Origin of the sequence: Hahella sp. HNIBRBA332 (genome assembly GCF_030719035.1) — a bacterium.
In the GTDB taxonomy this organism is placed as follows: Bacteria; Pseudomonadota; Gammaproteobacteria; order Pseudomonadales; family Oleiphilaceae; genus Hahella.
This window is the reverse complement of record NZ_CP132203.1, coordinates 7,059,180-7,083,019: the sequence shown is the minus strand read 5'-3', so window position 1 is coordinate 7,083,019 and position 23,840 is coordinate 7,059,180. Positions and strand designations below refer to the sequence as shown.

15 protein-coding genes are annotated in these 23,840 nt (G+C 52.1%); 1 reads left to right on the top strand and 14 read right to left on the bottom strand.

Features of this window, described 5'->3' with window-relative positions:
- Positions 1–60: 60 nt before the first annotated feature.
- The 8 genes from O5O45_RS31485 to O5O45_RS31450 all read right to left on the bottom strand — a co-directional run bounded on the left by O5O45_RS31485 (position 61) and on the right by O5O45_RS31450 (position 14,860).
- Positions 61–1,584, bottom strand: coding sequence for a class I SAM-dependent DNA methyltransferase (locus O5O45_RS31485; protein WP_305903195.1), 1,524 nt, complete (start codon positions 1,582–1,584; stop codon positions 61–63).
- On the bottom strand, positions 1,585–2,640 hold the full coding sequence (locus tag O5O45_RS31480; protein WP_305903194.1) for a PDDEXK nuclease domain-containing protein: 1,056 nt from the start codon (positions 2,638–2,640) through the stop codon (positions 1,585–1,587).
- Positions 2,637–3,518 carry a hypothetical protein gene (locus O5O45_RS31475; protein ID WP_305903193.1) on the bottom strand — a complete coding sequence of 294 codons (882 nt, stop codon included), beginning with the start codon at positions 3,516–3,518 and terminating at the stop codon, positions 2,637–2,639. The genes O5O45_RS31480 and O5O45_RS31475 overlap by 4 nt, the downstream gene beginning before the upstream one ends.
- Positions 3,515–5,236 carry an AAA family ATPase gene (locus O5O45_RS31470; RefSeq protein WP_305903192.1) on the bottom strand — a complete coding sequence of 574 codons (1,722 nt, stop codon included), beginning with the start codon at positions 5,234–5,236 and terminating at the stop codon, positions 3,515–3,517. Before O5O45_RS31470 ends, O5O45_RS31475 begins: the two co-directional genes overlap by 4 nt.
- 5 nt (positions 5,237–5,241) lie before the next feature.
- Positions 5,242–7,008: a restriction endonuclease subunit S gene (locus O5O45_RS31465; protein WP_305903191.1), complete on the bottom strand. Its 1,767-nt coding sequence runs from the start codon at positions 7,006–7,008 to the stop codon at positions 5,242–5,244.
- Between the two features lie 22 nt (positions 7,009–7,030).
- Positions 7,031–9,808, bottom strand: coding sequence for a type I restriction endonuclease subunit R (locus O5O45_RS31460; RefSeq protein WP_305903190.1), 2,778 nt, complete (start codon positions 9,806–9,808; stop codon positions 7,031–7,033).
- A 372-nt stretch (positions 9,809–10,180) separates the two neighbouring features.
- Entirely contained in the window at positions 10,181–12,073 is a 1,893-nt protein-coding gene (parE, locus tag O5O45_RS31455; protein WP_305903189.1) for a DNA topoisomerase IV subunit B, read from the bottom strand.
- Between the two features lie 237 nt (positions 12,074–12,310).
- On the bottom strand, positions 12,311–14,860 hold the full coding sequence (locus tag O5O45_RS31450) for a S8 family peptidase (RefSeq protein WP_305903188.1): 2,550 nt from the start codon (positions 14,858–14,860) through the stop codon (positions 12,311–12,313).
- A 176-nt stretch (positions 14,861–15,036) separates the two neighbouring features.
- Between O5O45_RS31450 and O5O45_RS31445 the strand changes: the two genes are divergently transcribed.
- Entirely contained in the window at positions 15,037–16,728 is a 1,692-nt protein-coding gene (locus tag O5O45_RS31445; RefSeq protein ID WP_305903187.1) for an amidase, read from the top strand.
- 36 nt (positions 16,729–16,764) lie between these two features.
- Here the strand turns inward: O5O45_RS31445 and O5O45_RS31440 are convergent, their stop codons facing one another.
- The 6 genes from O5O45_RS31440 to O5O45_RS31415 all read right to left on the bottom strand — a co-directional run bounded on the left by O5O45_RS31440 (position 16,765) and on the right by O5O45_RS31415 (position 23,683).
- Positions 16,765–17,397 (bottom strand): MBL fold metallo-hydrolase, encoded by a 633-nt coding sequence (locus O5O45_RS31440; RefSeq protein ID WP_305903186.1) that lies wholly within the window; start codon positions 17,395–17,397, stop codon positions 16,765–16,767.
- 78 nt (positions 17,398–17,475) lie between these two features.
- Positions 17,476–19,950, bottom strand: a complete 2,475-nt coding sequence (locus O5O45_RS31435; protein ID WP_305903185.1) for a putative bifunctional diguanylate cyclase/phosphodiesterase — start codon at positions 19,948–19,950, stop codon at positions 17,476–17,478.
- Positions 19,951–19,969: 19 nt separating this feature from the next.
- Positions 19,970–21,631 (bottom strand): diguanylate cyclase, encoded by a 1,662-nt coding sequence (locus O5O45_RS31430; RefSeq protein ID WP_305903184.1) that lies wholly within the window; start codon positions 21,629–21,631, stop codon positions 19,970–19,972.
- A complete protein-coding gene (locus O5O45_RS31425) occupies positions 21,621–22,013 on the bottom strand; it encodes a response regulator (protein WP_305903183.1) in 393 nt (130 codons plus the stop codon). The genes O5O45_RS31430 and O5O45_RS31425 overlap by 11 nt, the downstream gene beginning before the upstream one ends.
- Positions 22,014–22,154: 141 nt before the next feature.
- Positions 22,155–22,940 carry a substrate-binding periplasmic protein gene (locus O5O45_RS31420; RefSeq protein ID WP_305903182.1) on the bottom strand — a complete coding sequence of 262 codons (786 nt, stop codon included), beginning with the start codon at positions 22,938–22,940 and terminating at the stop codon, positions 22,155–22,157.
- A gap of 140 nt (positions 22,941–23,080) precedes the next feature.
- The gene (locus O5O45_RS31415) at positions 23,081–23,683 is read right to left on the bottom strand and encodes a TetR/AcrR family transcriptional regulator (RefSeq protein ID WP_305903181.1); all 603 of its coding nucleotides are present in this window, start codon (positions 23,681–23,683) and stop codon (positions 23,081–23,083) included.
- Positions 23,684–23,840 lie beyond the last annotated feature (157 nt).

The window sequence follows — 23,840 nt, the reverse complement described above, 5'->3', positions numbered from 1 at the left end:
TCCAGCAAAATTTTTTTGTTATTCCTATGCCAGGGGCCTTCAGGCATCCAATCTATAACACTATGACGATTCAGGAAGGCCAGCCGCTACATCCCTAAACGCCTGTAAGGCCGCTTCCAGATGATCAATGATCTCCTGCTGAAGGATTGCAGGCGGTGGAAGGTTATCCAAGTTATCCAGGCTATCGTCTTTTAGCCAAAAGATGTCGAGACTGGCTTTGTCCCTGGCGACAATGTCGGCGTATTTATAGAATTTAAAACGCTCCGTCTCTTTACGGGTTTTGGCGTTATAGCATTCGATAAAATCCTGCAGATCAGCAAGTACCAGGGGGCGCTGTTTTAGGGTGAAATGTTTGTTGGTTCGAAGATCGTAAAACCATATGCCTTTAGTATGCACCTTGCCATCACGAGGCGCGTTATCAAAGAACACGACATTCGCTTTCACGCCATTGGCATAAAATATCCCTGTAGGTAAACGCAGAATCGTGTGCACATTACAGGTTTCCAGCCACTTGCGGCGAATACGCTCACCGACTCCTCCCTCAAACAGCACGTTATCGGGGAGAACCACAGCAGCTTTACCCGACTCTTTTAGCATGGAGATAATATGCTGAAGAAAATTGAGTTGTTTGTTGGTAGTGGTCGCCCAGAAATCCTGGCGCTCGTAGACCAATGAATCCTTGTCCGCCACTCCCTCAGCGTCAGTAATTGTAATACTGCTCTTTTTACCAAAGGGAGGATTCGCCAGCACGTAGTCAACAGTTTCCGAAGGCTTGTTGAGTAACGCATCGGACCGCTCCACATTGGGTTCGCCATCCAAACTCCCTATATTATGTAAGAACAAGTTCATCAGACATAAACGACGCGCCGATGGCACGATTTCGTTGCCATGGAAGGTATTATCACGCAGAAATGCGGCTTGGGGTTTATTTAGCTTGCTCTTAGTCGTTACAGCCGGATAGCTCTTGTTAGGATTCCAATGGGTATAGCCCTTTTTTATCCACTCAGGGTCACCATAAGCAATCCAATCATGGGCGCTAAGAAAGAAGCCCCCAGTTCCACAAGCTGGATCAGCGATAGTTTTATTAGCCTCTGGCTGTATACAGGCCACAATGGCGTCAATTATCGGACGGGGTGTAAAGTACTGACCCGCGCCGCTTTTGGTATCCTCCGCGTTTTTCTGTAACAGCCCTTCGTAAAGGTCTCCTTTTGCGTCGGACTCCAAACTGATCCAGTTCTCCTCGTTGATCAACTTAATGATGCGAGAGAGTTTGGCGGGGTCGGGGATTTTATTTTCGGCTTTAAAGAAAATAGCGCCCAGCATCCCCCGCCCTTGGCCCAGGTTCTTCAGGATCTTGTGGTAGTGATTTTCCAGCTTTTCCCCTGACTTGTTTAATAGCGTAGGCCAAGCGTAGGTTTCAGGCACACTGGTATCGCGATTGTATGGGTGTTGCGAATACTCGTGAGCCATCTTCAAAAACAGCAAATAGGTCAGCTGCTCAAGATAGTCACCGTATCCTACCCCGTCATCGCGCAGGGTATGGCAGTAGTTCCAGACTTTTTGTACAAGTGTAGCTGCATTCATTTACTGTTTATCCAGATTATGGTCTTTGTCAGAAGAGACCGTATATTTGCTTTGCGCAGCATCAATGGCGCGCTGTAAGCGCTCGTGCAGCAGTTGCCGCTCCGGCAACTCCGTCAGGTATTCAGCAACATGGATACCGCTTTCATCTAGTTGCAGCAGCTCAATTTGTTCCTGTCGGTTTTCCGCGCATAGCACAATCCCCAACGGCGGTTCCTCGCCAGGCTGGCGCTCATACTTATCCAGCCAACGCAGGTAAAGCTCCATCTGACCTTTGTAATGGGCCTTAAAGGGACCTATCTTCAAATCGATAGCGACAAGCTGTTTCAGGCGACGGTTATAAAACAGCAGATCAATATAGAAATCATCATCGTCAATTTGAATACGCTTTTGCCGAGCAATAAAAGTAAAGCCCGCGCCTAGCTCCAATAAGAAGCTTTCGAGGTCGCGCAGAATAGCGTCTTCCAGATCTTTTTCAAGGTAATGGTCTTCAAGTCCGAGAAAATCCAGTACATACGGGTCTTTTAGCAGTAAATTCCCTGTCACACGATCCGTGTTAGCCAAAGCAGCCAGCTCCTGTTTAACCAGCGCCTCCGGCTGCTTCGACAGCGCCGTACGCTGATACAACATGGAATCAATTCGGTTCCCCAAATCCCGTACGCTCCAGTGTTCAATACGGCACATCTGGGCGTAAAACTCACGTTGTAAGGGCTCTTTCAGGGGAATCAGCTTGGTAAAATGGCTCCAGCTCAATTGTCGTGACAGCGTTGCGACAATCTCTGGATCGGGAAAGGCCTCGGAAAACTGCATCATTCTGCGTAGCTGCTTTTCTGAAAAACCCCGGCCAAAATCCTGGGTTAATTGTCGCGCCAGCGTTGCGACAATTTGTTTACCGTAGTTAGCGCGCTCGCCACCGAGTACTTCTTGGTTAATACGCTGGCCGATCTGCCAATAGAGCTGCGTCAGGGTGGTGTTGACGGCAATAGCGGCTTGCTGTTTAGCACCGGTGACAAGTGTGCGGATTTCCCGAAGAAGCAAAGTGTTATCTGGACTATTCATCCCAAACCTCGCAATAGTTCGCCAATCCAGCTATGTAAATTTTCTGTATCTAATTCCTGCTCCTGCTTAAGCTGATAAACCAAAAAACCCAAATAAGTATTCTTGTTTTTGGGATTGAACCAGTGCCTAAGCTTTTTCAGCTCACGACGGAAAGACGCATCAGCGCCTTGATCGCCCCGCAGCCTTTTCAGAAACCATTTTTTAGTATCTTCCACAATAGGCTGGACCTGTGACCACTGGGCAGCTCGACTCGAGTTAATTGATTGCTGATCAAGATGGTAGATCAAGATGGAAAGCTGGACTCTTAAATCTTCTTCTGACCCTTCAGGAAAACGGGAAAAAGGCCTTCCAGATTTATCGAAGGACAGCAGTGTCCAATCAAGTACATCGCAGGGGTCCAACAAAGCTGGAATTTCATTATCCTGATCCAGGACATCATAGGCTCGATCGGGTTCATTCACTAATGGGAAGTAACTCGTTTTTCCACCAGCTGAACCTCTGAGACTTTTACGCCACTCGTTACAGTGCTGACAGGAGAATCGAAAATTATCGAGCTTGTAGGCAGCCCATTTATAACCGAGATGCTCCGGTTGAATCGTATAATTTTCTAGAGTTTTCTCGGGTGTTTTTAACCTAACACCTTTTACTTTACCTTTAGGACGATAGTGATCAACGGCATTATCCGTTCTGGGGATACCTGTTTCACAATACCAGCATCGGTCACAGGAAATGTCCGCAAGAGAGTCTTTAAGGCAGCGCCACACATCGGCGCGATCGTCAGCTTCAATCGTTCCATTAATTAAGTCGTTTGTAGCTGTCTGTGCACGTTGATCCCAGTTAGCAGGGGTTTCTAAAAAGGTGTTATCAACAAACCTCACTCACTTTCCCCCGCAAGAATTTCTTCCATTGCCTGTTTGGCTATGCTGTTTCTCTCTTCAGCGGATAGCGAAATAGCAAACTGCATCAGCTCTTGGTAATCCTCAGTTTCCGCTTGTTTTGCCAATAATTCACGACGATATATGAGGTAGCGCTGATAATCGTCATCGCGCTGCATTAAGTTGAAACGATCATCATCCAGCCACTGACTGATCACCTGAAAGCGCAGTTCTTGAATCCGAGTTTTATCAGTTAGTGAAGCCAATGCACGATACATTTCCAAGCGCCGTTGCGTGCGCTTATCCAGTGAGGAAGCAAGTCCAAACATATCACTGGTTACTATGCCCGAATAGCCCATCCCCCTAGGGTCATAGTCTGGCAGATGGGAACTAATGGATAGATACTCGGGATCACGATAGAGAATCTGCACCTGCTCGCGAGCAAGCTCAGCTACGGCTAAGGGGTTGTGCGTGTTGAGTACAATATGACTTGAGCCACTATCAGTTCTACCTGACCCTACAAACATTTTCAGGTATTTGAAGTAATCAACACTCCACTGTGGATTTAGATGGGTGTCAGGCTCATCCAGCAAAAACAGGCCTTCATCTTCAGCTGTAAAACGTAAAAGCCCCAGAACAGTAAGCAACTGTTGCTCACCTTCACTGAGCTCTCTGAATATTACAGTTCCATCGTTATTTTTGAGTTTAACTCGAATACGTACTTCGTCAATTAACTCTGAAACATAAGTACTCTCAATATCTCGGAAAAACTCTCGCGGCGTCGTATTCCCCACAAGTTTCTTAAGTGCATCAAGATCTTTCACATAAAGATATAAATATTCCAGTGAGGTTTTATTCCATAAACTAGTCTGTGTACGTCGATTAATACGAATAGGAGCTAACGAAACATCATATAACCGAGTCAAAAAGTTTTTTACGACGCCGCGAGAATTCCAGAATCTAGAATCGCCATCTGGGGCGTTAGATTTCCAGGGAGGCTGATTGAGAACAAAGAGTACTGAGTCGATACCAACGTCAGTATCAATACCAAAGTGTTCCTCTAAAAATTGCTGAACAAAGCTTTCCTGATTCAGCATGAATGCCAGCAGAGTGAATTGGCTATGTACCGGTTTGGCGTAGAACATCTTGCGCAGGCCAGGATCAATACCATTTCGCAAGTTGTCGTCGTATTTTTCCAGATAAGGGGTGAAGACTTCGTACATCCTTTGGCTATGACCAGAGTAATAACCAAATACATAGCTAGGTAAGAACTCATCTCTACGTTCTACAAATTTATTGAATTTTATAGGTTGTAGATTTTCTTCAGTATCATCAGCCTCAGAAAAAAGGCCTATTTGCTCCTCATCGCCATCCGTATTCTCTTTTGAGAGTTCTCGATAGGATACCTTATAGACATTACTAGCTCTGTCAGGGTCGGCATTGATTACAATTTCTTTGTTATGACAAAAGTAACGCAGTATATAGGCGAATGAGGGCTTTTCAGGTACGGAGTGTCCCCCCTTTTTGTTAGGCTTGCCGATCAGGTCCCTGAAAATTGTGGCCAGCGCCTCCAATACATTGGATTTACCAGTACCATTCCAGCCAATGACCACGGTGATCCATTCGTCTTCATCAAAATCAATAGTGACGTTTTTGAGGTTTTTAAAGCGTTGCTTATCGCCCGTTTTCTCGGAGCCTATCGTCAGTGAAGCTAAACGCATAACCCTTATTCGCTTATTAGTCTTATCATGTCGTAATCACCGTGACGTTCCACATCCAGGCGTTCGGCTTTGTCCAGTTTACGCAACTCATTATAAAGCTCTTCAATGCGATCGGTCTCAGTTCCATCTGTTACCCCACACTCCCTAAAGGCTTCCTGCGCTTCAATCCAATCTGCCTTGCTTTTCAGGACTTCTTCTAAGGTTTCCATATTCATCGTCTGCTTATTAGCTTTTTTTTTAGGTTGTTTTGGCTTTTTCTGCTTGGCTGCTTCCATTCGCTCCGCTTTTATTCTTTCTAAAAGCACAGATGCAGGCTCATCTTCTAGATCTTGAGGTACTAGCTTCCCGGAAAAAGCATCTTTTAGAATATTCTTTCTCTGTGCTTCCGATCGCTTAAGTGAGGCCACTATATCTGTATCTTCAGCGGAGGAGACTTCCAGGCCAGAGTTGACTAGGTCAACGATATAGTTTTGTTCTTTAGTTGGAGGTAAAGGGATAGGTATTCTAGCAATTTTAGACACACTCAATGTATATAAACCGCTGGTAGTTACAGCAAGGCTACCCATAATTTCAATACCAATGGGTGAATTCAACCAATGGAGCAAATATGGGTTGCTAAGTAATACTGGTCTAGCACGAATTAAGTGATTCTGGTGGACCGCATTTCTAATTGACCCATCCCAAAGAGCACATCTTCCTATCTCCGATTTACTCCCATTCCCTTCAACGATAAGCAAATCTCCCTCTAATAATCTCAGCCTTTCTAATTCGCCATCAAAGAGTTCAACTTCATGTATTTCTTCGAGCTTCAGCTCATTTCTGTATACGTTTGCAACACGTAAAAACGGATAACAATTTTCCTTTGGAGTCCGTTTGGGCTGCTTTTGAATTCCCCCCTGCAGTTCGCATACCTGTGCCACACTAGCCCATACCCACCCCTCAGGCAGCTCCGGCAACTCACTTATATCCGGCGCCACAGGCTCAGGATATTTACTTTGCCAATCCTTGGGAGGCGTTTTTCCTTTGGCTTTAAATTCCGCGAGCTTTTCTGATTCCCATCGCTCCCGCCGTTCTTTGAGGATACGTTGCAATAGCTGTTCGCCGGTTTCGCTGACTTTATTTTGCTTGCGCCATTCGGCCGTGAGGCTGCCTTCGACCGCGCTTTTTAATAGGGATTGGCGGTACTGCGTGAGTTTGATTTGGGCGGCTTTGAGTTCGGCGACGCCGTTATCGAGATCAGAGAGAAGTTCTTCGAGTTTTTCTACGATTCGGGTTTGCTCATTTTTGGGAGGCAAAGGTAGCAAGATATCATTAACGGTCTTCGACGAAAGATGCTTAACGGTCATGGAAGATGTATTTGCATTAATCGCATTTAGATAATGCGGCATCAAGTATGACAGTAGCTTAAAATTGTAATTTCCCGTTTTAAGATCTATCTTGCAGACCCGCTGATTTAGTAGGGCGTTTCCACTGCGCCAAAACGCACAATTAAAATCACCATCCATACCAATTAAAAAATCGCCAGAGCTTATTAGGTACTCTTCATCGAACGGACCATCATAGTAAGTTTCTGTGTCTCCAGATATCACGTCACGAATTCTGATTAACGGAAGCCCTTCTCCCTTACTATTAAAGTAAGCCGATTTAAAGGCATACCCATTGATAACTAACGCAATATCACTTATCAATACACGTTCCCATGATTCATGCTTAGAAAGCAAACCTGACGAATCTTCTTTGATAAGTTCTTCTATGTCTTTGGTAAACGCCATCTATATTTTTGGTAGTGTATTCCTACGCCACCAACTCCTGATTCATTTCATTCATTACTGTATCCAATTCACTTTCAAATAAGCCCCAGGCCTTTTGCAAACCGCCTTTATCAATAAAGGGGTTATAGTCAAAATCATCCCGCTCGATACAACAACTACTGGCGATGTGATCTTTGATCATCCGTAGCCATTCGGTTTGCTCGGCAGAAAAGGCTGATTTACGTTGGGCGTTGTGGCGGAATATCCACTGTTTAAATTTGGCATCGACTTGTTCGGCAAAGGGTTTCAGCTCGCCGTCTATGCCCATGGCGAACTTCACCAGGGCCATAATATCGGTGAGTTGTCGCTTTTGATTCTGTCCTTTGGTTTGACCCGGTTTGATACGACTGTAGGCGCTCCAGAGTTTTTCTGTTGTCAGTAACAACGGCGGCTTTTGCAGTTGTTGGTAGAGCTCTTCCACCATATCCAGGGTAAGCCCTCGCCGTTGGTATGGCTGTTGGTAGAAAAAGCTCAGCGCGGCGATTTCTTCTTTGTTCTCGACAATAAACTGCTGAAAGGTTCGGATGAGCTTTTCAGCGTTTTCATGGGCTTGCTCGCCGAAATCCGAGACCAGCACGGTATCCAGGTTAACGTGGTCGATAAGTTGCTCACGCTCCCTACGGGCGCTTTCGATACTTTCTCGCAATTTAGGATTGTCAAACGGCGCGCAGGCGGCATTCACCAACTGCTCACGAGCCGTGCTTTTTTCTTCCTCTGTGAGGCTATCTTCGCCACGGGTAAAGCCAGCGGCTTTGGCGTTCTTCAACGCCAACTCAACAATCGCGTCTGGATCGATGGCATTTAGCAGTTGCTTGGCAAGCGCTTGCACGCTATTGCCTGTTATCTGTTCCAGACGGTCAAGTTCCTTTTTATTCAACTGCTTATTCAGCCGCGTTAGACGATTCACCAAACTTTGGATGGTGTCGTCATCGCGATGCCCCATAGCAACGCCTTGCAGGAGATCCTTCATAGAGAGATTAGGATTGCGCTCCAAAGTGCGGCTTTCAGTTTTGCAGGACTTTTCTACGCCCACTGCGTCGATCAACACAAAGCGGTCTTTGGCGCTGCTGGCGCTTTGGCTAATACGGTGCAGTTCTTCAAAACTCAGACTACGCACCCCACGTCCCTTCATCTGCTCGTAGTAGCCTTTGGAGCGCACATCGCGCATAAATAGCAAAATTTCCAGGGGCTTAACGTCGGTACCCGTTGCAATCATATCAACAGTAACGGCTATCCGAGGATTGTACTCATTGCGAAAGTCACTAAGCACTTCGTCAGGATTTTTAGCGTTGTAGGTGACTTTTTGGCAGAACGCATTACCCTCGCCATACACCTCTCGCACCATTTGAATAATATCGTCCGCATGGCTGTCGGTTTTGGCGAAAATCAGTGTTTTGGGAACTTCCTGACGGCTGGGGAAAATTTTAGTTTCCACCGCCTCTTTCATCGCCTGGATCACTTTGCGAATTTGGCTTTTGTTGACTACCGAGCGATCCAGCTCTCTGCCGGAGTAGGTAGTATCGTCTTCGGTTTGCGCCCAACGTTTCTTGCGCGTGAGCTTGTCGCGATGATCTACCCACTCTTTGGCTTTCAGCTTGGCGCCAGCTTGCGTAATTTCCGTTTCGATTTCATACACATCGTAGCCGACGTTCACGCCGTCGAGTACGGAGTCTTCGTAACTGTACTCTGCGACAATATTTTCATTAAAAAAACCGTAGGTTCGCTTATCGGGCGTCGCCGTCAAGCCAATCAAAAAGGCATCGAAATAATCCAGCACCTGCTTCCACAAATTGTAGATGGAGCGATGGCATTCATCGATGATGATGAAGTCAAAGGTTTCAATGGGAACCTTTGGGTTGTACTGCACAAACTTCTGTTGCTTGCCTGTTTGTTTAATTTCATAGGGCGACATGTCCTCAGCGCTCTCATCAATGGGCGAATTGCTGAGGATGGAGTACATGCGCTGAATCGTACAGATGCAAACTTCCGCAGCGCTATCAATCGTGTTGCTGGCGAGCCGCTGGACGATGTGGTTCTCGTGGAAAAACGCCTCCTTACCCGGCGGCTTGAAGGCATGAAACTCCTGCTGCGCCTGTTTACCAAGGTTTTTGGTGTCAACTAAAAACAAGATGCGTTTAGCCCCGCCATGATTAAGCAGCCGATACACAGCATTGATGGCGGTGAAGGTTTTACCTGCGCCCGTCGCCATATGAATGAGTGAACGGGGCCGATTAGCGGCGAGGGATTTCTCCAAGCCATTGATCGCCGTAACCTGGCAATCTCTCAAGGAATCTTGCGCCAACGGCGGCATGTTGTTGTGGAGTTTATAGCGGGTGGACTCAGGCTCTTCGTACCAGACGGCCAGAGTCTCCGGTTTGAAGAAATGGAAAACTTCCCGTGACCGAGCGGCGGGATCGCGCAGATCGGTGAAACGAATCATCTGCCCCGTGGCTTCGAAGAGAAAGACCAGAGGCTTTTCCTTCTTACTCCATTTCAGCCGGCTATCGGCGTAGCGAGCAGTTTGCGCCTCATGGGAAGTAAGAATGGACTGGTCTTTCTTGGCTTCGATAACGCCGACAGGTTGGCGGTTAACGTAAAGTACGTAATCCGCCGGGCCTGAGTCAGTGGGGTGCTCGCGAACGGCTATTCCCAGACCTTGGCCAAGATTGGCTTCGCGATAATTCTGGATCAGCCACCCAGCCTGCTCTAACTTGGTGTCTATGGCATCTCGGGCGACTTGTTCGGGGGTTTGGTTGACCATTAGACAAACCCTCTGCTTCGAGCTTGCCCTAGATCGATGAACAGACCGTAAATAATAAACTTATCCAGGATACTTTCCGACTGTCCGTCCATAGGGCCTTGTATATTAAAAAGCTGATTCTTTTGTGGTTTTTAATTCTGCCATACGTCTATGGCCCTGTCAGCAAAGTGAGATGCTCAGCTAACACATCATCTATAACTATTGGTCTGAAACAATAGGGCCTGACAGGCGACTTAAGTGCACAGTTCTTTATTCAAACTTACTTATAGACCGGCTCAAGATTAAATCAGCAGACAATTAACATCCTTTATTATTTGTCTGCTGGATCAATAGTAAATTCAAAATGGACCAAGTCTCTAAGCCCACTTTCAATCAAACCGCAATCTCAGCCAGATTCCCTTTGCTTTCAAGCCATTCGCGTCTGTCGGAGGCGCGTTTTTTGGCCAGGAGCATGTCCATTTTTTCTTCGGTGTCGTCAGCGACTTCCACGGTGAGTTGCACCAGACGACGGGTGTCGGGGGCCATGGTGGTTTCGCGGAGTTGCAGGGGGTTCATTTCGCCCAGTCCTTTGAAACGTTGGACGTTGGGTTTGCCTTTTTTCTTCTCGGCGGCGATGCGGTCGAGGATTCCCTGCTTTTCATAGTCGTCGAGGGCGTAGTAGACGTCTTTCGCCACGTCGATGCGATACAGTGGCGGCATGGCGACGAACACGTGGCCGGCTTCCACCAGCGGACGGAAGTGCTTGACGAATAACGCGCAAAGTAAGGTCGCGATATGCAGACCATCTGAGTCCGCGTCCGCCAGAATACAGATCTTGCCGTAGCGCAGTCCTTCCAGATTGCTGGAGCCTGGATCGACGCCGATGGCGACAGCGATATCGTGTACTTCCTGTGACGCCAGAATTTGCTCAGAATCCACTTCCCAGGTATTCAGGATTTTTCCACGCAGCGGCATCACCGCCTGAAACTCTCTGTCGCGCGCCTGTTTCGCGGAGCCGCCCGCCGAGTCTCCTTCCACCAGGAACAGTTCGCCGCGCATGGCGTCACCGCCGCTACAGTCGGCCAGCTTGCCGGGCAGCGCCGGACCACTGGTGATTTTCTTACGCGCAACTTTCTTGGCCGCGCGCAAACGGCTTTGCGCGTTGTTGATGGCCAGTTCCGCCAGTTGCTCTGCTTCCGCCGTATGTTTGTTCAGCCACAGGCTGAAGGAGTCTTTCACCACTCCGGAAACGAAAGTAGCGCATTCACGGGAGGACAGACGCTCTTTGGTCTGGCCGGAGAACTGGGGCTCCTGAATCTTCACTGACAGCACATAGGCGCAACGATCCCACACGTCTTCCGGGGACAGCTTGACGCCGCGGGGCAACAGATTACGGAACTCACAGAACTCCCGCAGCGCTTCCAGCAAGCCGGTGCGCAAACCGTTAACGTGGGTGCCGCCCTGGGCCGTGGGAATCAGGTTGACGTAGCTTTCTGCGATCAGTTCGCCGCCTTCCGGCAGCCATTGCACCGCCCAGTCCACCGCTTCTGTGTTGCCCGCCATCTGGCCGATAAAAGGCTGTTGCGGCAAGGTGACGAACTCGTTGGTGGCGCCGCTCAGGTAGTCTTGCAGGCCGTCTTCGTAATACCACTCGTCTTTTTCGCCGGTGTTCTCGTCTTTAAACGTAACTTTTAAGCCGGAACACAGCACAGCCTTGGCGCGCAGCACATGGCGCAGGCGCAGAACGGAAAACTTGGGGGAATCGAAATACTTGGGGTCGGGCAGGAACGTCACCGTGGTGCCGGTGTTGCGCTTGCCGCAGGTGTCGATCACTTCCAGGTCTGACGCTTTATCGCCGTTGGCGAAGGTAATGCGATGTACTTTGCCGTCGCGGCGGATCAATACTTCCAGATTCAACGACAGCGCGTTCACGACAGACACGCCCACCCCGTGCAAACCGCCAGAGAACTGGTAGTTTTTGTGGGAGAACTTGCCGCCTGCGTGAAGCTTGGTCAGGATCAGCTCAACGCCAGGCATCCCTTCTTCTTTATGGATGTCCACCGGCATGCCGCGACCATCATCGGTTACGGACAGGGAACCGTCTTTGTACAGCACAACGTCCACCTGACGCGCGTGCCCCGCCAGCGCCTCGTCAACGCTGTTGTCGATGACCTCTTGAGCGAGGTGGTTGGGCCGCGTGGTGTCCGTATACATACCCGGACGACGGCGAACCGGGTCCAGGCCATTGAGGACCTCAATGGAGTCGGCGTTGTAGTTGTTTGACAAAAGCTTCTCCTGAATACAACTCGTTACTTGCCGACGCGCTTTCGGGCGGCGCTCCCTGCCCGCTGTTGACTGATTGGGCCGGACAACGGCCTTTCCCGGAAACGCGCCTGCATGCGCTTGTGACTTTCTCCGGGGGCGCAGGGGCCATTCGCCGGAGATTGGAATTGGGCATTAATTTATAGGAATGCCGCCAAAGATCAACTGGGAAGGGGTGAAATTCCTTTCACCCGCCCCGCTTCACTTGTTAAGAAGCTGATATTCCTTATGCGCTTGCGAGCCGCCCGCTCCGGCGCTACTGATGTCGCTCTGGAATCCGGTGGAGAAGGACAATCCTGATTTGGACTCACTCACCACAATAGATTCCGGCGCATTACGAACGGGATACTCCGCGCAGGCTTCTCCTGCGTCGCAAATTTTGCCGTCATTATCCAGATCGGTGCCCGCCGCCAGCAGATAAGTTCCCGCCTCAACACCGCTGAATGCAAAGTTGTAGGCTCCGCCAGAGGCGCTGGCGCTGACCTGATATAAAGTGTCCAGCGTATCGGCGTTAACCAGCAGGATATAGTGCTTGCCGGCATTCGCTGGCGAGTCCGGGTCAGCCAATGTCAGCGTTACAGGCACTGTCAGCTCAGCCGCCTCAGAACTCTCATCAATGGTATATCCGACAACTATTTCTCCCGGATAGCTGACGCCCAGATCCAAGCCGCTGGCGTCTGCGCTTACCAGATAGGTGGACGTATCGCTGTCGCTGTTATCACCGACAGATAACCATCCCAGGTCACCCGTAGTGGAAGCTGCTACAGATACGCCGCTGACGCCGGAGGGAACATTCAACGTGATCACCGTCGCACTGGTATTGGTAAAGTTCAGGCTGTTCACCGAGGCGGTAACGGCTGGTGGAGGTTCTCCCCCAGCGGCGACGACGGCTTTGGCGGCGTCAATCAATCCATACCCATAAAAATCATCCCTGCCTGCTGCACCGATATCCCGCGTCAGGTCGCCATTCGCCAGATATGTATTAATCTCCTCTGGCGTAATATCGCGAACCGACTCCATCAGCGCAAAAACTCCAGCCACGTGAGGAGAGGCCATGGAAGTGCCTTGCATGTATGCATAAGACAGCTCTATCGACCCGGAGCTGTCATCCCCCCATGTACTCAACACGCCATCACCGCGCCCGTCGCCGTTTACATCCTGCAGCATATTACCGCCCGGCGCTGCGATATCGACGGTGGAGCCATAATTCGAATAAGGGGCTTTCTGCCCATCCGCCCCCACCGCGCTGACAGATATCACTCCTGGGTAAGCCGCTGGATAAAATGCTGAAGAGGTGTTTTCATTGCCGGCAGCCGCCACCACTATCACACCGGCATTCAAGGCATCCTGCACCGCGGCGCCCAAAGCCGTAGAAAAGCCAGGGCCGCCGAGACTCATGTTGATAATATCCGCACGCCGACTGGGAAAGGTTCCAGAAGAGTTCGTCAATCCTGCGGCAAACCGAATCGCTTGCACCAAGTCGGCATCAGAACCGCTCCCCCCTTGCCCGAGAACGCGAATGGGCATGATCTTAGCCTCAAAGGCGACGCCGACCCCGCCAACGGCATTGGAGGCTGCAGCGACTGTCCCCGCCACATGCGTCCCATGAAAGCTACTCCCTCCCACCAGACTGTCGCCCGGGTCAGTTGGATCATTGTCGATACCATTGCCATCCAGTGAGGATGAGGTCGAGCTGACAAAGTCATAATCATCATTGGCGCTCACTAAACGCCCGGAAAAGTCGGGGTGCGTGGGCAATATGCCCGTGTCCAACACCGCGACAATCGCGCCTGAACCATGGGTGACATCCCATGCGCTGGGCAGGTTAATCTGCGGATAGTGCCATTGCAGGAAATAAAACGGGTCCGCCGGCGTTTCCGTTGCTTTACGAATGTAGTTCGGTTCTGCGAATTCAATGTCCGGCCGCTGGCGTAATGCCTCTATTAACTCAAGAGTGCGTTGCCTTTCCTCAGCTTTCTGCACCAGGGACTTGAGCGCGGGCCCCTGTACAATCTGAGCGTCATCGAAGCGGAACAACCCCGTATTGGCGTCCTCGAACCGCTCCAGGAAATACCCCGGTAACGCCTGTGCGGAAATGCCTCGCGCTGGTTTATAGCGAATAATCGCCTCACCTGGAACAAACTCCGCTTGGGCAGGGATGGCCTCAACAGCGTGCTTCGTCGTAGTGGCGGTTGTCTCGCCAACAACCATGACATAACTGGAAGGCCCAGCGGACTCTTGTACTTGAATATAATAATCGCCGCTTGCAGGCGCGGTCAGGGATACCGTTCCCGTATTAATCGCGGACAGCGGCGAGCCGGTTCCATCCACTCTACTGAGGGTCAATGTCTGGTTAACGCTGAAACTACTGGATGCTTGACTTGAAGTAAGCACTACTTTCTGTCCCGTCAACAGCTTGATCCTGAAAACATCTACAGGATCCAGCTGATATAACTCTCCCGAGCTGTACAGATTTGTTGATGCACTGACATACCCCCCAACAATGACCGGATTGCCCAGTGTCTGCGCCTCTGCTTCGCTGTTATTGGATACGGACCCTGCGCTGGCGTCTGAGGTATCCGAATCCACCTGCGTAAATGACGGAATGCTGATAGAACCCGATAACGTATAGGTCACCGCTGTGGGCGTATCATCGTCACTATCATCGCCGCCTCCTCCGCCGCCGCAGGCGGTCAACGACGTCGCCAGAGTGAGCATTAAAATCTTGCCGGTAAATGAGAGGCTTCGCATATAAATTCCACAACGCAAATGGGTCATATATGTATATCCTAGCAGGAGACGAGAGGACATGAACGCCAATTGCAGCGCCTTCGTCATCATTTGGCGTTTATACTAAAGCGTTCTATATAAAATATAACCAATTGCGTCAGAGCATAAAAACGCAGCGTCACACTGGAATGAGTTTTATGTCTTACGATTTGAAGTCTTTGAAGTTTCCCCGCCTTGCCGGTACGCCTCTGAAAACCCTGGTAAGCCTGCTCGAAAGCAACTATTCCCGCCGCATTTTGGGACTCGCGCTGTTGCGGGAAGGCGGCGCTTATAAACTGCGCGAAGCCGAACTGAACACGCCGCCGACACTGTTTCCCCAACATCCCCCCGGGCGCGCCCCGGAAGCGGCCCACGCCAGAGCCAGCATCGCCATAGCGGAAGAAGCGATTAAAAACGTACAGGACGCTTTCCCGCTGACTTCCGCAAGAGACCTTATCCAGGCCTACCGCAAAGGCCAGACCACGCCGCTGAATGTCGCGCAGCGCGTCATCGCTGCGCTGCAGCAAAGCGACGCTGGTCAGCCGCCGCTGCGCGCCGTCATTTTCAGCTCTGAACAAGACATACTGATGCAGGCGAAAGCCAGCGCGCAACGCTACCAGGAGGGACGCCCTCTAAGCCTGTTGGACGGCGTGCCGGTCGCTATCAAAGACGAACTCGACGCAGCGCCTTACGCCACGTCCGTGGGAACCCAGATATACGGACAGGACTGCTCCGTCGACCAGGACGCCACCGCCGTAGCGCGACTGCGCGCCGCAGGCGCCATCATCATCGGCAAGGCCAACATGCATGAGATCGGTCTTGGCGTCACCGGGGCCAACGTACACCACGGCCACTGCCGCAATCCTTACAATCTCGACCATTACGCTGGCGGCTCCTCCAGCGGCAGCGCCGCTGCGGTAGCGGCGGGTCTGTGCCCGATCTCTCTCGGCGCCGATGGCGGCGGCTCCATCCGCATACCCGCGGCGTTATGCGGCGTAGTGGGACTCAAGCCGACCTGGGGACGCGTCAGCGAGCACGGCGCCTTTCCGCTGTGTTGGAGCGTGGCGCATGTCGGCCCCATGGGACGTTGCGTCGACGATGTGGCCCTGGCCTACAGCGCCATCGCCGGCGCCGATCTAATGGACCCCTTCTCCATCGATCAGCCGCCGCCCCACCTTTCTGACTATATGAAACAGGACTTATCCGACCTGCGCATTGGCGTCTACTCTCCCTGGTTCGGACACGCCAACCGGGAAGTGGCCCAGTCCTGTCAGCTGGCTCTGGAGAAACTGAAAAGTCTGGGCGCTCAGGTGCAGGAAATCACCCTCGAAGGACTGGACCTGCAGCGGGTCAGTCACGCCATCACCATTGGCTCGGAAATGCTCGCGGCGGTGGACGCCGAGTATCGCCGCAATCCGCAAAAATTCGGTTTGGATACACGCTTGAACTTGGCCGTGGCGCAGCAGTTTTCCAGTACGGATTACATCAAGGCGCAACGTTTTCGCACCCAGGCCATGCGCGACTTCGACAACATCCTGCAAAAAGTGGACATTATCGTCACCCCCACCACCGCCATGACCGCTCCGCGTATTCGACCGCAGAAAGAGCCCGGCGGCGAATCCAACCTGCAGGTGCTGACGGAGCTGATGCGTTTCGCCTTCTCCGCCAATCTCACCGGCCTGCCGGCGCTGACCTTGCCGGTGGATTACGACGCCAAAGGCCTGCCAATCGGACTGCAACTCATGGGCGGCGCCTGGCGCGAACACATGTTATTGCGCGTAGGACGGGCGCTGGAAAGCAAGGTGGAGCTGCGACGCCCGGCGCTTTACTTCGATCTGTTAAAGCCCTGAGCGCCGCAAGAAAAAGAGCAGCGCAGACAAAGCGCGCTAGTCTTTCACGAAAGGGTTGGTTCTGCGTTCTGCGCCAAAAGTGGACATGGGGCCATGACCAGGGATGAAGGAAACATCATCGCCCAGTGGCCATAATTTGGTTTTAATGGATCGAATCAGGGTAGCGTGATCGCCTTTGGGAAAGTCCGTGCGACCGATGGAGCCATTAAACAGGACATCCCCCACCAGCGCCAATCGCGCGCCTTGATGGTAAAAAATCACATGTCCGGGAGTATGTCCCGGACAGTGCAACACCTGCAGCGTTTCCTCGCCGACGCTAACTTCATCGCCATCGTTCAGCCAACGGTTTGGGGTAAATTGCTTCGCGGTGGGAAAGCCGAACATCATACTTTGCTGCGGCAAGGCGTCGATCCAGAACTTGTCCTCATACTCCGGTCCTTCGATCGGAATCTCATGAGCATCCGCCAACTCCGCTGTGCCGCCGGCATGATCGATATGCGCATGAGTCAAAAGTACTTTTTCCAGCGTCAGTCCGTTGCGGGCCAACACGGCTTCTATCTTGGCGAGGTCTCCGCCAGGGTCCACCACGGCGGCCTGACGCGTTTTTTCGCACCAGAGTACGGTGCAGTTCTGAACAAAAGGGGTAACGGGCACTATTTCGTATTTCATGACTACTCACTAAATCCAAGTCCTACAACAGGCGCAGCCCCATTCTATTACACCGGGTCATTGACGCAACCGCTGGATTTATAAGGCTCCGCTCTCTTGACCTGAGCCGCTCAGGTAGTCTTCCTCAAACTGCTCCACCGGCATGGGACGGGCGACATAAAAACCCTGGATCAGATCGCATCCCTGTTGCCGCATGACGCGAATCTGGTCGATGGTCTCCACCCCTTCCGCCAGTATTTTCAAGCCCAATGTTTTCGCCATTTGCACAATCGCAGTGACGATGGCCAAATTATCCTGATCATGAGGTATGTCACGAATAAAGGACCGATCAATCTTCAACAAATCCACCGGGTAACGCTTCAATGAAGCCAGATTGGAAAAGCCGGTGCCGAAGTCGTCCACCGCCACGCCCCCCCCCAGACAACGCAGCTCCATCAGTTTGGACACCGCCGTCTCTACATCCTTGGCCAGGGCGCTTTCCGTAATTTCCAACTCCAGCAGGCGCCCATCTACACGGAACTCCTCCAGCATCAGACCGACCTGGGATACAAAGTCATAACGCCCGAACTGACGCGGCGACACGTTCACCGCCAAGCGCACCGCGCGACCATACTGGCGCTTCCAGTCAGCGATCTGCCTGATGGCGCAACGCAGCACATACTCGCCCAGCTGATCGATCAAACCATGGGCCTCCGCCACAGGAATAAACTCCGCCGGCGACACCGGTCCGCGCACGGGATGATTCCAGCGCAGCAGCACTTCCGCGCCGAAAATGCGGTGGTTGTATAGATTCACCTGAGGCTGATACACCAGATGAAATTCGCGGTTGACCAACGCCTTGCGTAGATCGCTGGTCATGCTCACCTGGGCTTTCAGTTCTGAAGCCATGTGTTCTTCAAAAATCACGAAGTCGTTCTTGCCCATTTTCTTGGCGGTGAACAACGCCATGTCGGCTTCTTTGTACACCTCGATGCCGAAGTTGGATTTGTGCTCGCGACTGTAGGTGGCGACGCCAATACTGAGACCAATGCTGATTTCATCCGCGCCGATGTTGAATGGCGTCTCACAGGCTTCCAGCAGCCGCTCGGCATATTGAATCACTTGCTTTTTATCCCGCACGCCTTTGAACAGAATGGCGAACTCATCTCCTCCCGGGCGACACAAAACCGCACTGTGAGGTATCAGGGATTCGAGCCGTTTGGACAAGTCGACGATCAGTTGATCGCCCAACTCATGTCCGTAGGCGTCGTTGATATGCTGAAAGTTGTCCACATCGATCAGAAACAGTGAAAACTGATCCCGCACGCCATAACGCACATTGCGAATCGCCAGTTCCAGCCGGCGTTCCAGATGCAGTCGGTTGGGCAGGCCGGTGAGCGCATCATGCTGCTCTTTGAACGACATTTCCTTGATCAGGCTACGTACGTACATACTCACCATACGGGCCCGTCGCGCGCGCGCCATCAGATTAATGCGCAACACTTCAGGATCGATGGGCTTCATCAGAAAATCGTCGCCGGCCAGCTCAATGGCGGTCAGTTGCGCGCTGGAATCGGACTCCGCGGAGAGAAACACCAGCGGCACATTGGCGAACTGCACATGTTGGCGGATGATCTGACCAACTTCCAATCCCGAGCATTCCGGCATATGCAGATCGAGTACGATGAGTTCTGGCTTGAACTCCATGATCACCTGCAGCGCTTTTTTCGGATCGCTCAGGGTGCGCGCTTCCACGCCCGCCGCCTCCAGATGCGCACGATAAAGGGCGGTAATATCCTCATCGTCATCCACCAACAAAATACGATACGGCTCCGTGGGTTTCTCCTCCACCATATCTTCAATGCTGGCCAGCAGACTCTCAGAGTCCAGAGGCTTGGTCAGATAGTGGCGCACACCGGCCCGCACCGCCTGCAAACGCGCCTCAAAGTCGGTGCGCTTGGAAATAACCACCAGAGGCACGCCGCTCAGCTCGGAGGAGTCCTGATTAATGGCGAAGTCCAGCCCGGCGTTGTCCCCTTCCGGCAGAATAACGTCCATCAGAATCGCCAACGGCGTTTCTTCTTTCGGCCGCTGCCCCAGCGCCGTCAGACTGTTGAAGATACGTGCGCTGTAGCCATGCTGCTCAATGTGGGTTTTCATCCACTGCGACAGCATCTGGTCGTCTTCGACAATGTAAACCAGGCGTCCCGGACGAGGGTTACTCTCCATCTCGCAAACTCCAGACGCGGCGTCGCCGGTATGTGGACGACGCATCAGTTGTAAAAGCAGACCCATACGCTCGTTATACTTATCAAACGCGGTCGAGCCTTCTCTGATTAAATCCTGCAAATAAGCGTTCAACTCCGCCGCCGCCGCGCTGAGCTCTGGAAGCCCAAAGGTTTTACCCGATCCCGCCAGGCTATGCAGCGTCATACAAATATCGTTGAGGCGTTGACGATCGCTCTTTTTCAGCAATTCATCCCACCATTTTTCCAACGCATCCGCCCTGGCGCCTAGTGATTGTCGGTAATGCCGTTGAATCTGCGCCAACTTGTTTATCAGTGCACCGTCCATGCCCTTACCGCAACTCCTATCAATCCGAGGTATTGGGTTTATATAAGCAGACTTTGTTACGTCCCTGTTGCTTCGCATCATACAGGGCGTCGTCCGCCGCCTTGGTGAGCGTCGCCATGTCATCAATATCGGGAAAGGCGGCGATGCCTGCGCTGAAGGTCACCCGCAGAGGCTCTTCCGCGGTATTGTGATTGATGGAAGCGAAACTCATCCGCATGGACTCAATAACAAAGCGGGCGTGCTCTTTGGTCGTGTCCGGCAAAATCACGACGAATTCCTCGCCGCCATAGCGCCCGATCACATCACTGCGCCGCAGACGTCCCTGCAGATAACGGGCGAAATTCACCAATACGCGATCGCCCATCAAGTGACCGTAATTATCATTGACCTTTTTAAAGTGATCCAGATCGACCATGACATAAGCCAAGCTGCTATCCATGCGGCGAGCCCGGGATAATTGTTGTGATAGATACTCTTCCGTGCTGACGTGGTTGAGCAGCCCGGTCAGACCATCCCGGCTCAGCATTCCCCGCAGTTCTCTGCCACGCCGCGCCCGACTCTCCACAGACGCCAGCAGAAAAGGCGCCGGCACCGGCTTGATAAGAAAATCGTCACCGCCAGCGCGGATGGCGCCCAGATGGCGGGCGATATCCTGCTCCACCGAAACAAAGATGATCGGCACGCCATAGAGCGTAGCGTCCTGGCGTATGGCCACCGCCAGCTCGATGCCGTTGTACCCGGGCAAATACAAATCCATCAGAATCACATCAGGAAAAAATTCCATCAATACGTCGGGAATATCCTCGGGCTGCGACACCACCCGCGCGTTCATTTGCGCCTGCTCCAGTAACTGGGCGTGATACATGGCCAGCTCACTGTCATCGTCGATCAACAACACTCTGTAAGGCACATCACCTTCCGAGATGAAGCATTGATCGAATTTACTCAATAACTGAGAAATATCCGGCGGCGCCTGCAACACTTCGCGTATGCCCGCCCGGTATGCCTGCACGCGCAGGAACAGACTCGGCGTCTGATGTAATACGAACACAAAAGGGACTTTGGTTTTGCCCATTTCTATGGGCGCCGGACAGGCCTGAGACGCGCCCAGCTCTTCATACACCACAATGTCCGGCTCAAACTGCAGCGCACTCTCTATCACTTCCTCCGCCGCACAGGCCCGCACTTCGTAACCGTAATGTTTCAATTGTTCCGGCAGCGAATTGCAGGCGCTTTCTTTCGACAAGGCCAGCAGGGCCTTGGGCGCCGCTGGCCGCTGAATGCGCTGGGAGGAAATCAGTGAGAGCTCTTCATTGCTTTGCTCGTCTGGTTGCGCGGAGGAGTCAACCTGAGTCAGCAGGTTATCGATTTCCAGCACCAAACGCTTGGCGTTCTCAGGAAAGTCAGAGAGTTGATCGATTTTTTGTTCAATCTTCTGCATCAGCGCGGAGAGTCGGGCGAACCCGTATGAGGCGCCAGAGCCGGCTAAACGATGCACCAAATGCCGGAATGGCATCAGAATTTCCCGGTTGAAGCTTTGCAGCGTTCTGACGGAACTCCAACTATCGCGCACATTGGTCAGCTTTTGCGGCAGCGCACTGGCGTACGCGGTGCGCAAGGCCTGCATTTTTTCCATCGGTGAGCGTGAGTCATCCTTGCTGTGCTCCCGCTCATCCCCCATGCACCTTCTCCCAAAGCCGCTTAACCTCATCGGAAAGCTTCATCGGGTCAAAGGGCTTGGGGATCACGCCGACCGCCCCCAGACTGATAAATTCGTCAATTTCCGACTTCTGCACTTTGGCTGTCATAAACGCAACGGGCAGATGCTTGCATTCCGCCACTTCCCGCAAGGCTTGCAATGTGGAGGGCCCATCCAACTCGGGCATCATCACATCCATCAGAACCAGATCCGGCATTTCCTGAGGAATCACCTCCAATGCTTCTCTGCCTGAGCTGCACAGCACGACCTCGAAACCACCAATGGCCTCCAGGGCCATCTGCGCTATAGCCTGAATATCGGGCTCATCTTCCACATAGACAATTTTCCGAATAGGAGGAGCCACAGGTATCTCCTTGCTCATTCACGCGCGCCGCAGCCACCAGCCTCGACGACCGGGCGCACGTCGATATTTTTCGTTGAACCTTAGCTAAAAGCATAGACCCCGTTTGCGATACGGGACAATTTTTTGTTTGTTTTAAAGGTGTTATTCCAATGCCTCAGAGGAAGACGGCCAGGATTCCCGCAGATGAAGCCATTGCGGCTTCAAGCCCCATTTTTTGTAAATGCGCTCCAACTCTCCGGACTCGTATAGCTGCGGCAGCTTGCGGGTATAAATGGTCTCAAACAAACGTCCGCGCTCGTTATCCGCAAAGCCCACATAAAGCTTCTCGCCGCTTTTGATCGTGACGGACTTATAATCCTGCTCATCTATCTCCAGCTCGCGCATGGCGCGTTGTATATTGACGGAGAAATCAATAACGAATTTGACTCTGCGTCGCGACACCAAACCAATGCCCTGCTCAACGCTTTCCAGCTCCACAGGCTCCATGTCAGGATTGAACCACTGTTTGAAATCATAGCCGCGAATCCAGGCCGCCTCTCCGCTTCGCACGCGCCTCACGTCGCGCCACTCCTCTTGTTGTCCTCGCAGAAACAACGCTACCACCGGATCGTCCACGCCGAAATGCAATTCAGGAATCAACATGACTTCCTTACGACTGCCATAGACGCCAACCAGCGCATCTCTTTCCTTGCTGGAGACCCAATACAGGGCGCGTTTCCAAGGCACGATCTCACAGATAACGACGACGCCATCCGGCGTGTAAATAGCATCAAGAATATCCCAGTAAAGGCCTGTACAGTCGGCATTGGAGTAGGCCGCCCATTCTTCAGTAACCGCGTGAAGCCTGAGTTCTGATTCAGCGGCGGATGGCAGGATCTGTAGCCAGAGGAGCGCGCAGCACAGAGCGCTGCTGCGGATTGACGCCATGGAGGTTTTCCCTTGCGGGGATGCAAACGCCGGTCATCAGCGCGCTCCCCTTCAGCAGACTTTTCCGAACAACGGATTTCAAGGAAAACTATAGACTATTATGACGGGTTCCGCGTCGTTACATACGACGTCGGCAGTTGCTAATCTTTAACCACCAGATACAGCGCCTGCTGCGCCAGATCCTCCACCGTCATGCTGCCTTCCGACTTGTACCAGGTGATGGTCCAACTCAAAGCGCCGGTGAGAAAGCGCCGCAGCACCGCCACGTCGCCTTTGACCAATCCGGCGTCGCGGGCTTCGCTCAATGTGTCCAGCCACAGGCCTTCATACTGATCACGCAATTTGAGAATTTCTTCCTGTCGTGCGTCCGACAGACTGCGCCATTCATACACCAGCACAGTCATCGCCTCGCCGGTGCCGCCGAGCACCGACTCCAGTTCGCAGCGCAACAGCGCCAGCAATCGATCACGAGGCGTCGGCGCCCGCTCCAGAGCCTCGCGCATTTTGGCGGTGATGTAGAGAATGGTTTCTTCCATCACAGCGAACAGGATGTCTTCCTTGCTGCGGAAATGATGAAAAATACTACCGCTTTGAATACCCACCGACGCGGCCAAATCTCTGACCGTGGTGCGCTCGTAACCTTTTTCCTTGAACAGGTGCGCAGCCTTGGCCAGTAACCTGCCCCTGGCGCTCTGAGGGTCAGTGATGCGTCCCTCTTCGATAAGTTGCGCAAGTTGTTTCATAAGCAATCACATTCCTGAGCTGACGGATGGAAAACCCGCGGCGGAATCCGGGGCGCCGCGCGGGGCCGCACATTCTAACGGCAAACGTCGAAAAAAACTCCCTTATGGCGCTTAGCCAAAGATTTGGGTCGCTCCTAAGTCTATCTCAATTCGGCCT

What these genes read in the sequence shown, in the direction of transcription:
- O5O45_RS31480 (WP_305903194.1), bottom strand. Translation starts at nt 2,640, where the DNA reads ATGAATAGTCCAGATAACACTTTGCTTCTTCGGGAAATCCGCACACTT.
- O5O45_RS31435 (WP_305903185.1), bottom strand. Translation starts at nt 19,950, where the DNA reads ATGGACGGTGCACTGATAAACAAGTTGGCGCAGATTCAACGGCATTAC.
- O5O45_RS31440 (WP_305903186.1), bottom strand. Translation starts at nt 17,397, where the DNA reads ATGAAATACGAAATAGTGCCCGTTACCCCTTTTGTTCAGAACTGCACC.
- O5O45_RS31465 (WP_305903191.1), bottom strand. Translation starts at nt 7,008, where the DNA reads ATGGCGTTTACCAAAGACATAGAAGAACTTATCAAAGAAGATTCGTCA.
- O5O45_RS31430 (WP_305903184.1), bottom strand. Translation starts at nt 21,631, where the DNA reads ATGGGGGATGAGCGGGAGCACAGCAAGGATGACTCACGCTCACCGATG.
- O5O45_RS31450 (WP_305903188.1), bottom strand. Translation starts at nt 14,860, where the DNA reads ATGCGAAGCCTCTCATTTACCGGCAAGATTTTAATGCTCACTCTGGCG.
- O5O45_RS31470 (WP_305903192.1), bottom strand. Translation starts at nt 5,236, where the DNA reads ATGCGTTTAGCTTCACTGACGATAGGCTCCGAGAAAACGGGCGATAAG.
- O5O45_RS31415 (WP_305903181.1), bottom strand. Translation starts at nt 23,683, where the DNA reads ATGAAACAACTTGCGCAACTTATCGAAGAGGGACGCATCACTGACCCT.
- O5O45_RS31420 (WP_305903182.1), bottom strand. Translation starts at nt 22,940, where the DNA reads ATGGCGTCAATCCGCAGCAGCGCTCTGTGCTGCGCGCTCCTCTGGCTA.
- O5O45_RS31445 (WP_305903187.1), top strand. Translation starts at nt 15,037, where the DNA reads ATGTCTTACGATTTGAAGTCTTTGAAGTTTCCCCGCCTTGCCGGTACG.
- O5O45_RS31485 (WP_305903195.1), bottom strand. Translation starts at nt 1,584, where the DNA reads ATGAATGCAGCTACACTTGTACAAAAAGTCTGGAACTACTGCCATACC.
- O5O45_RS31460 (WP_305903190.1), bottom strand. Translation starts at nt 9,808, where the DNA reads ATGGTCAACCAAACCCCCGAACAAGTCGCCCGAGATGCCATAGACACC.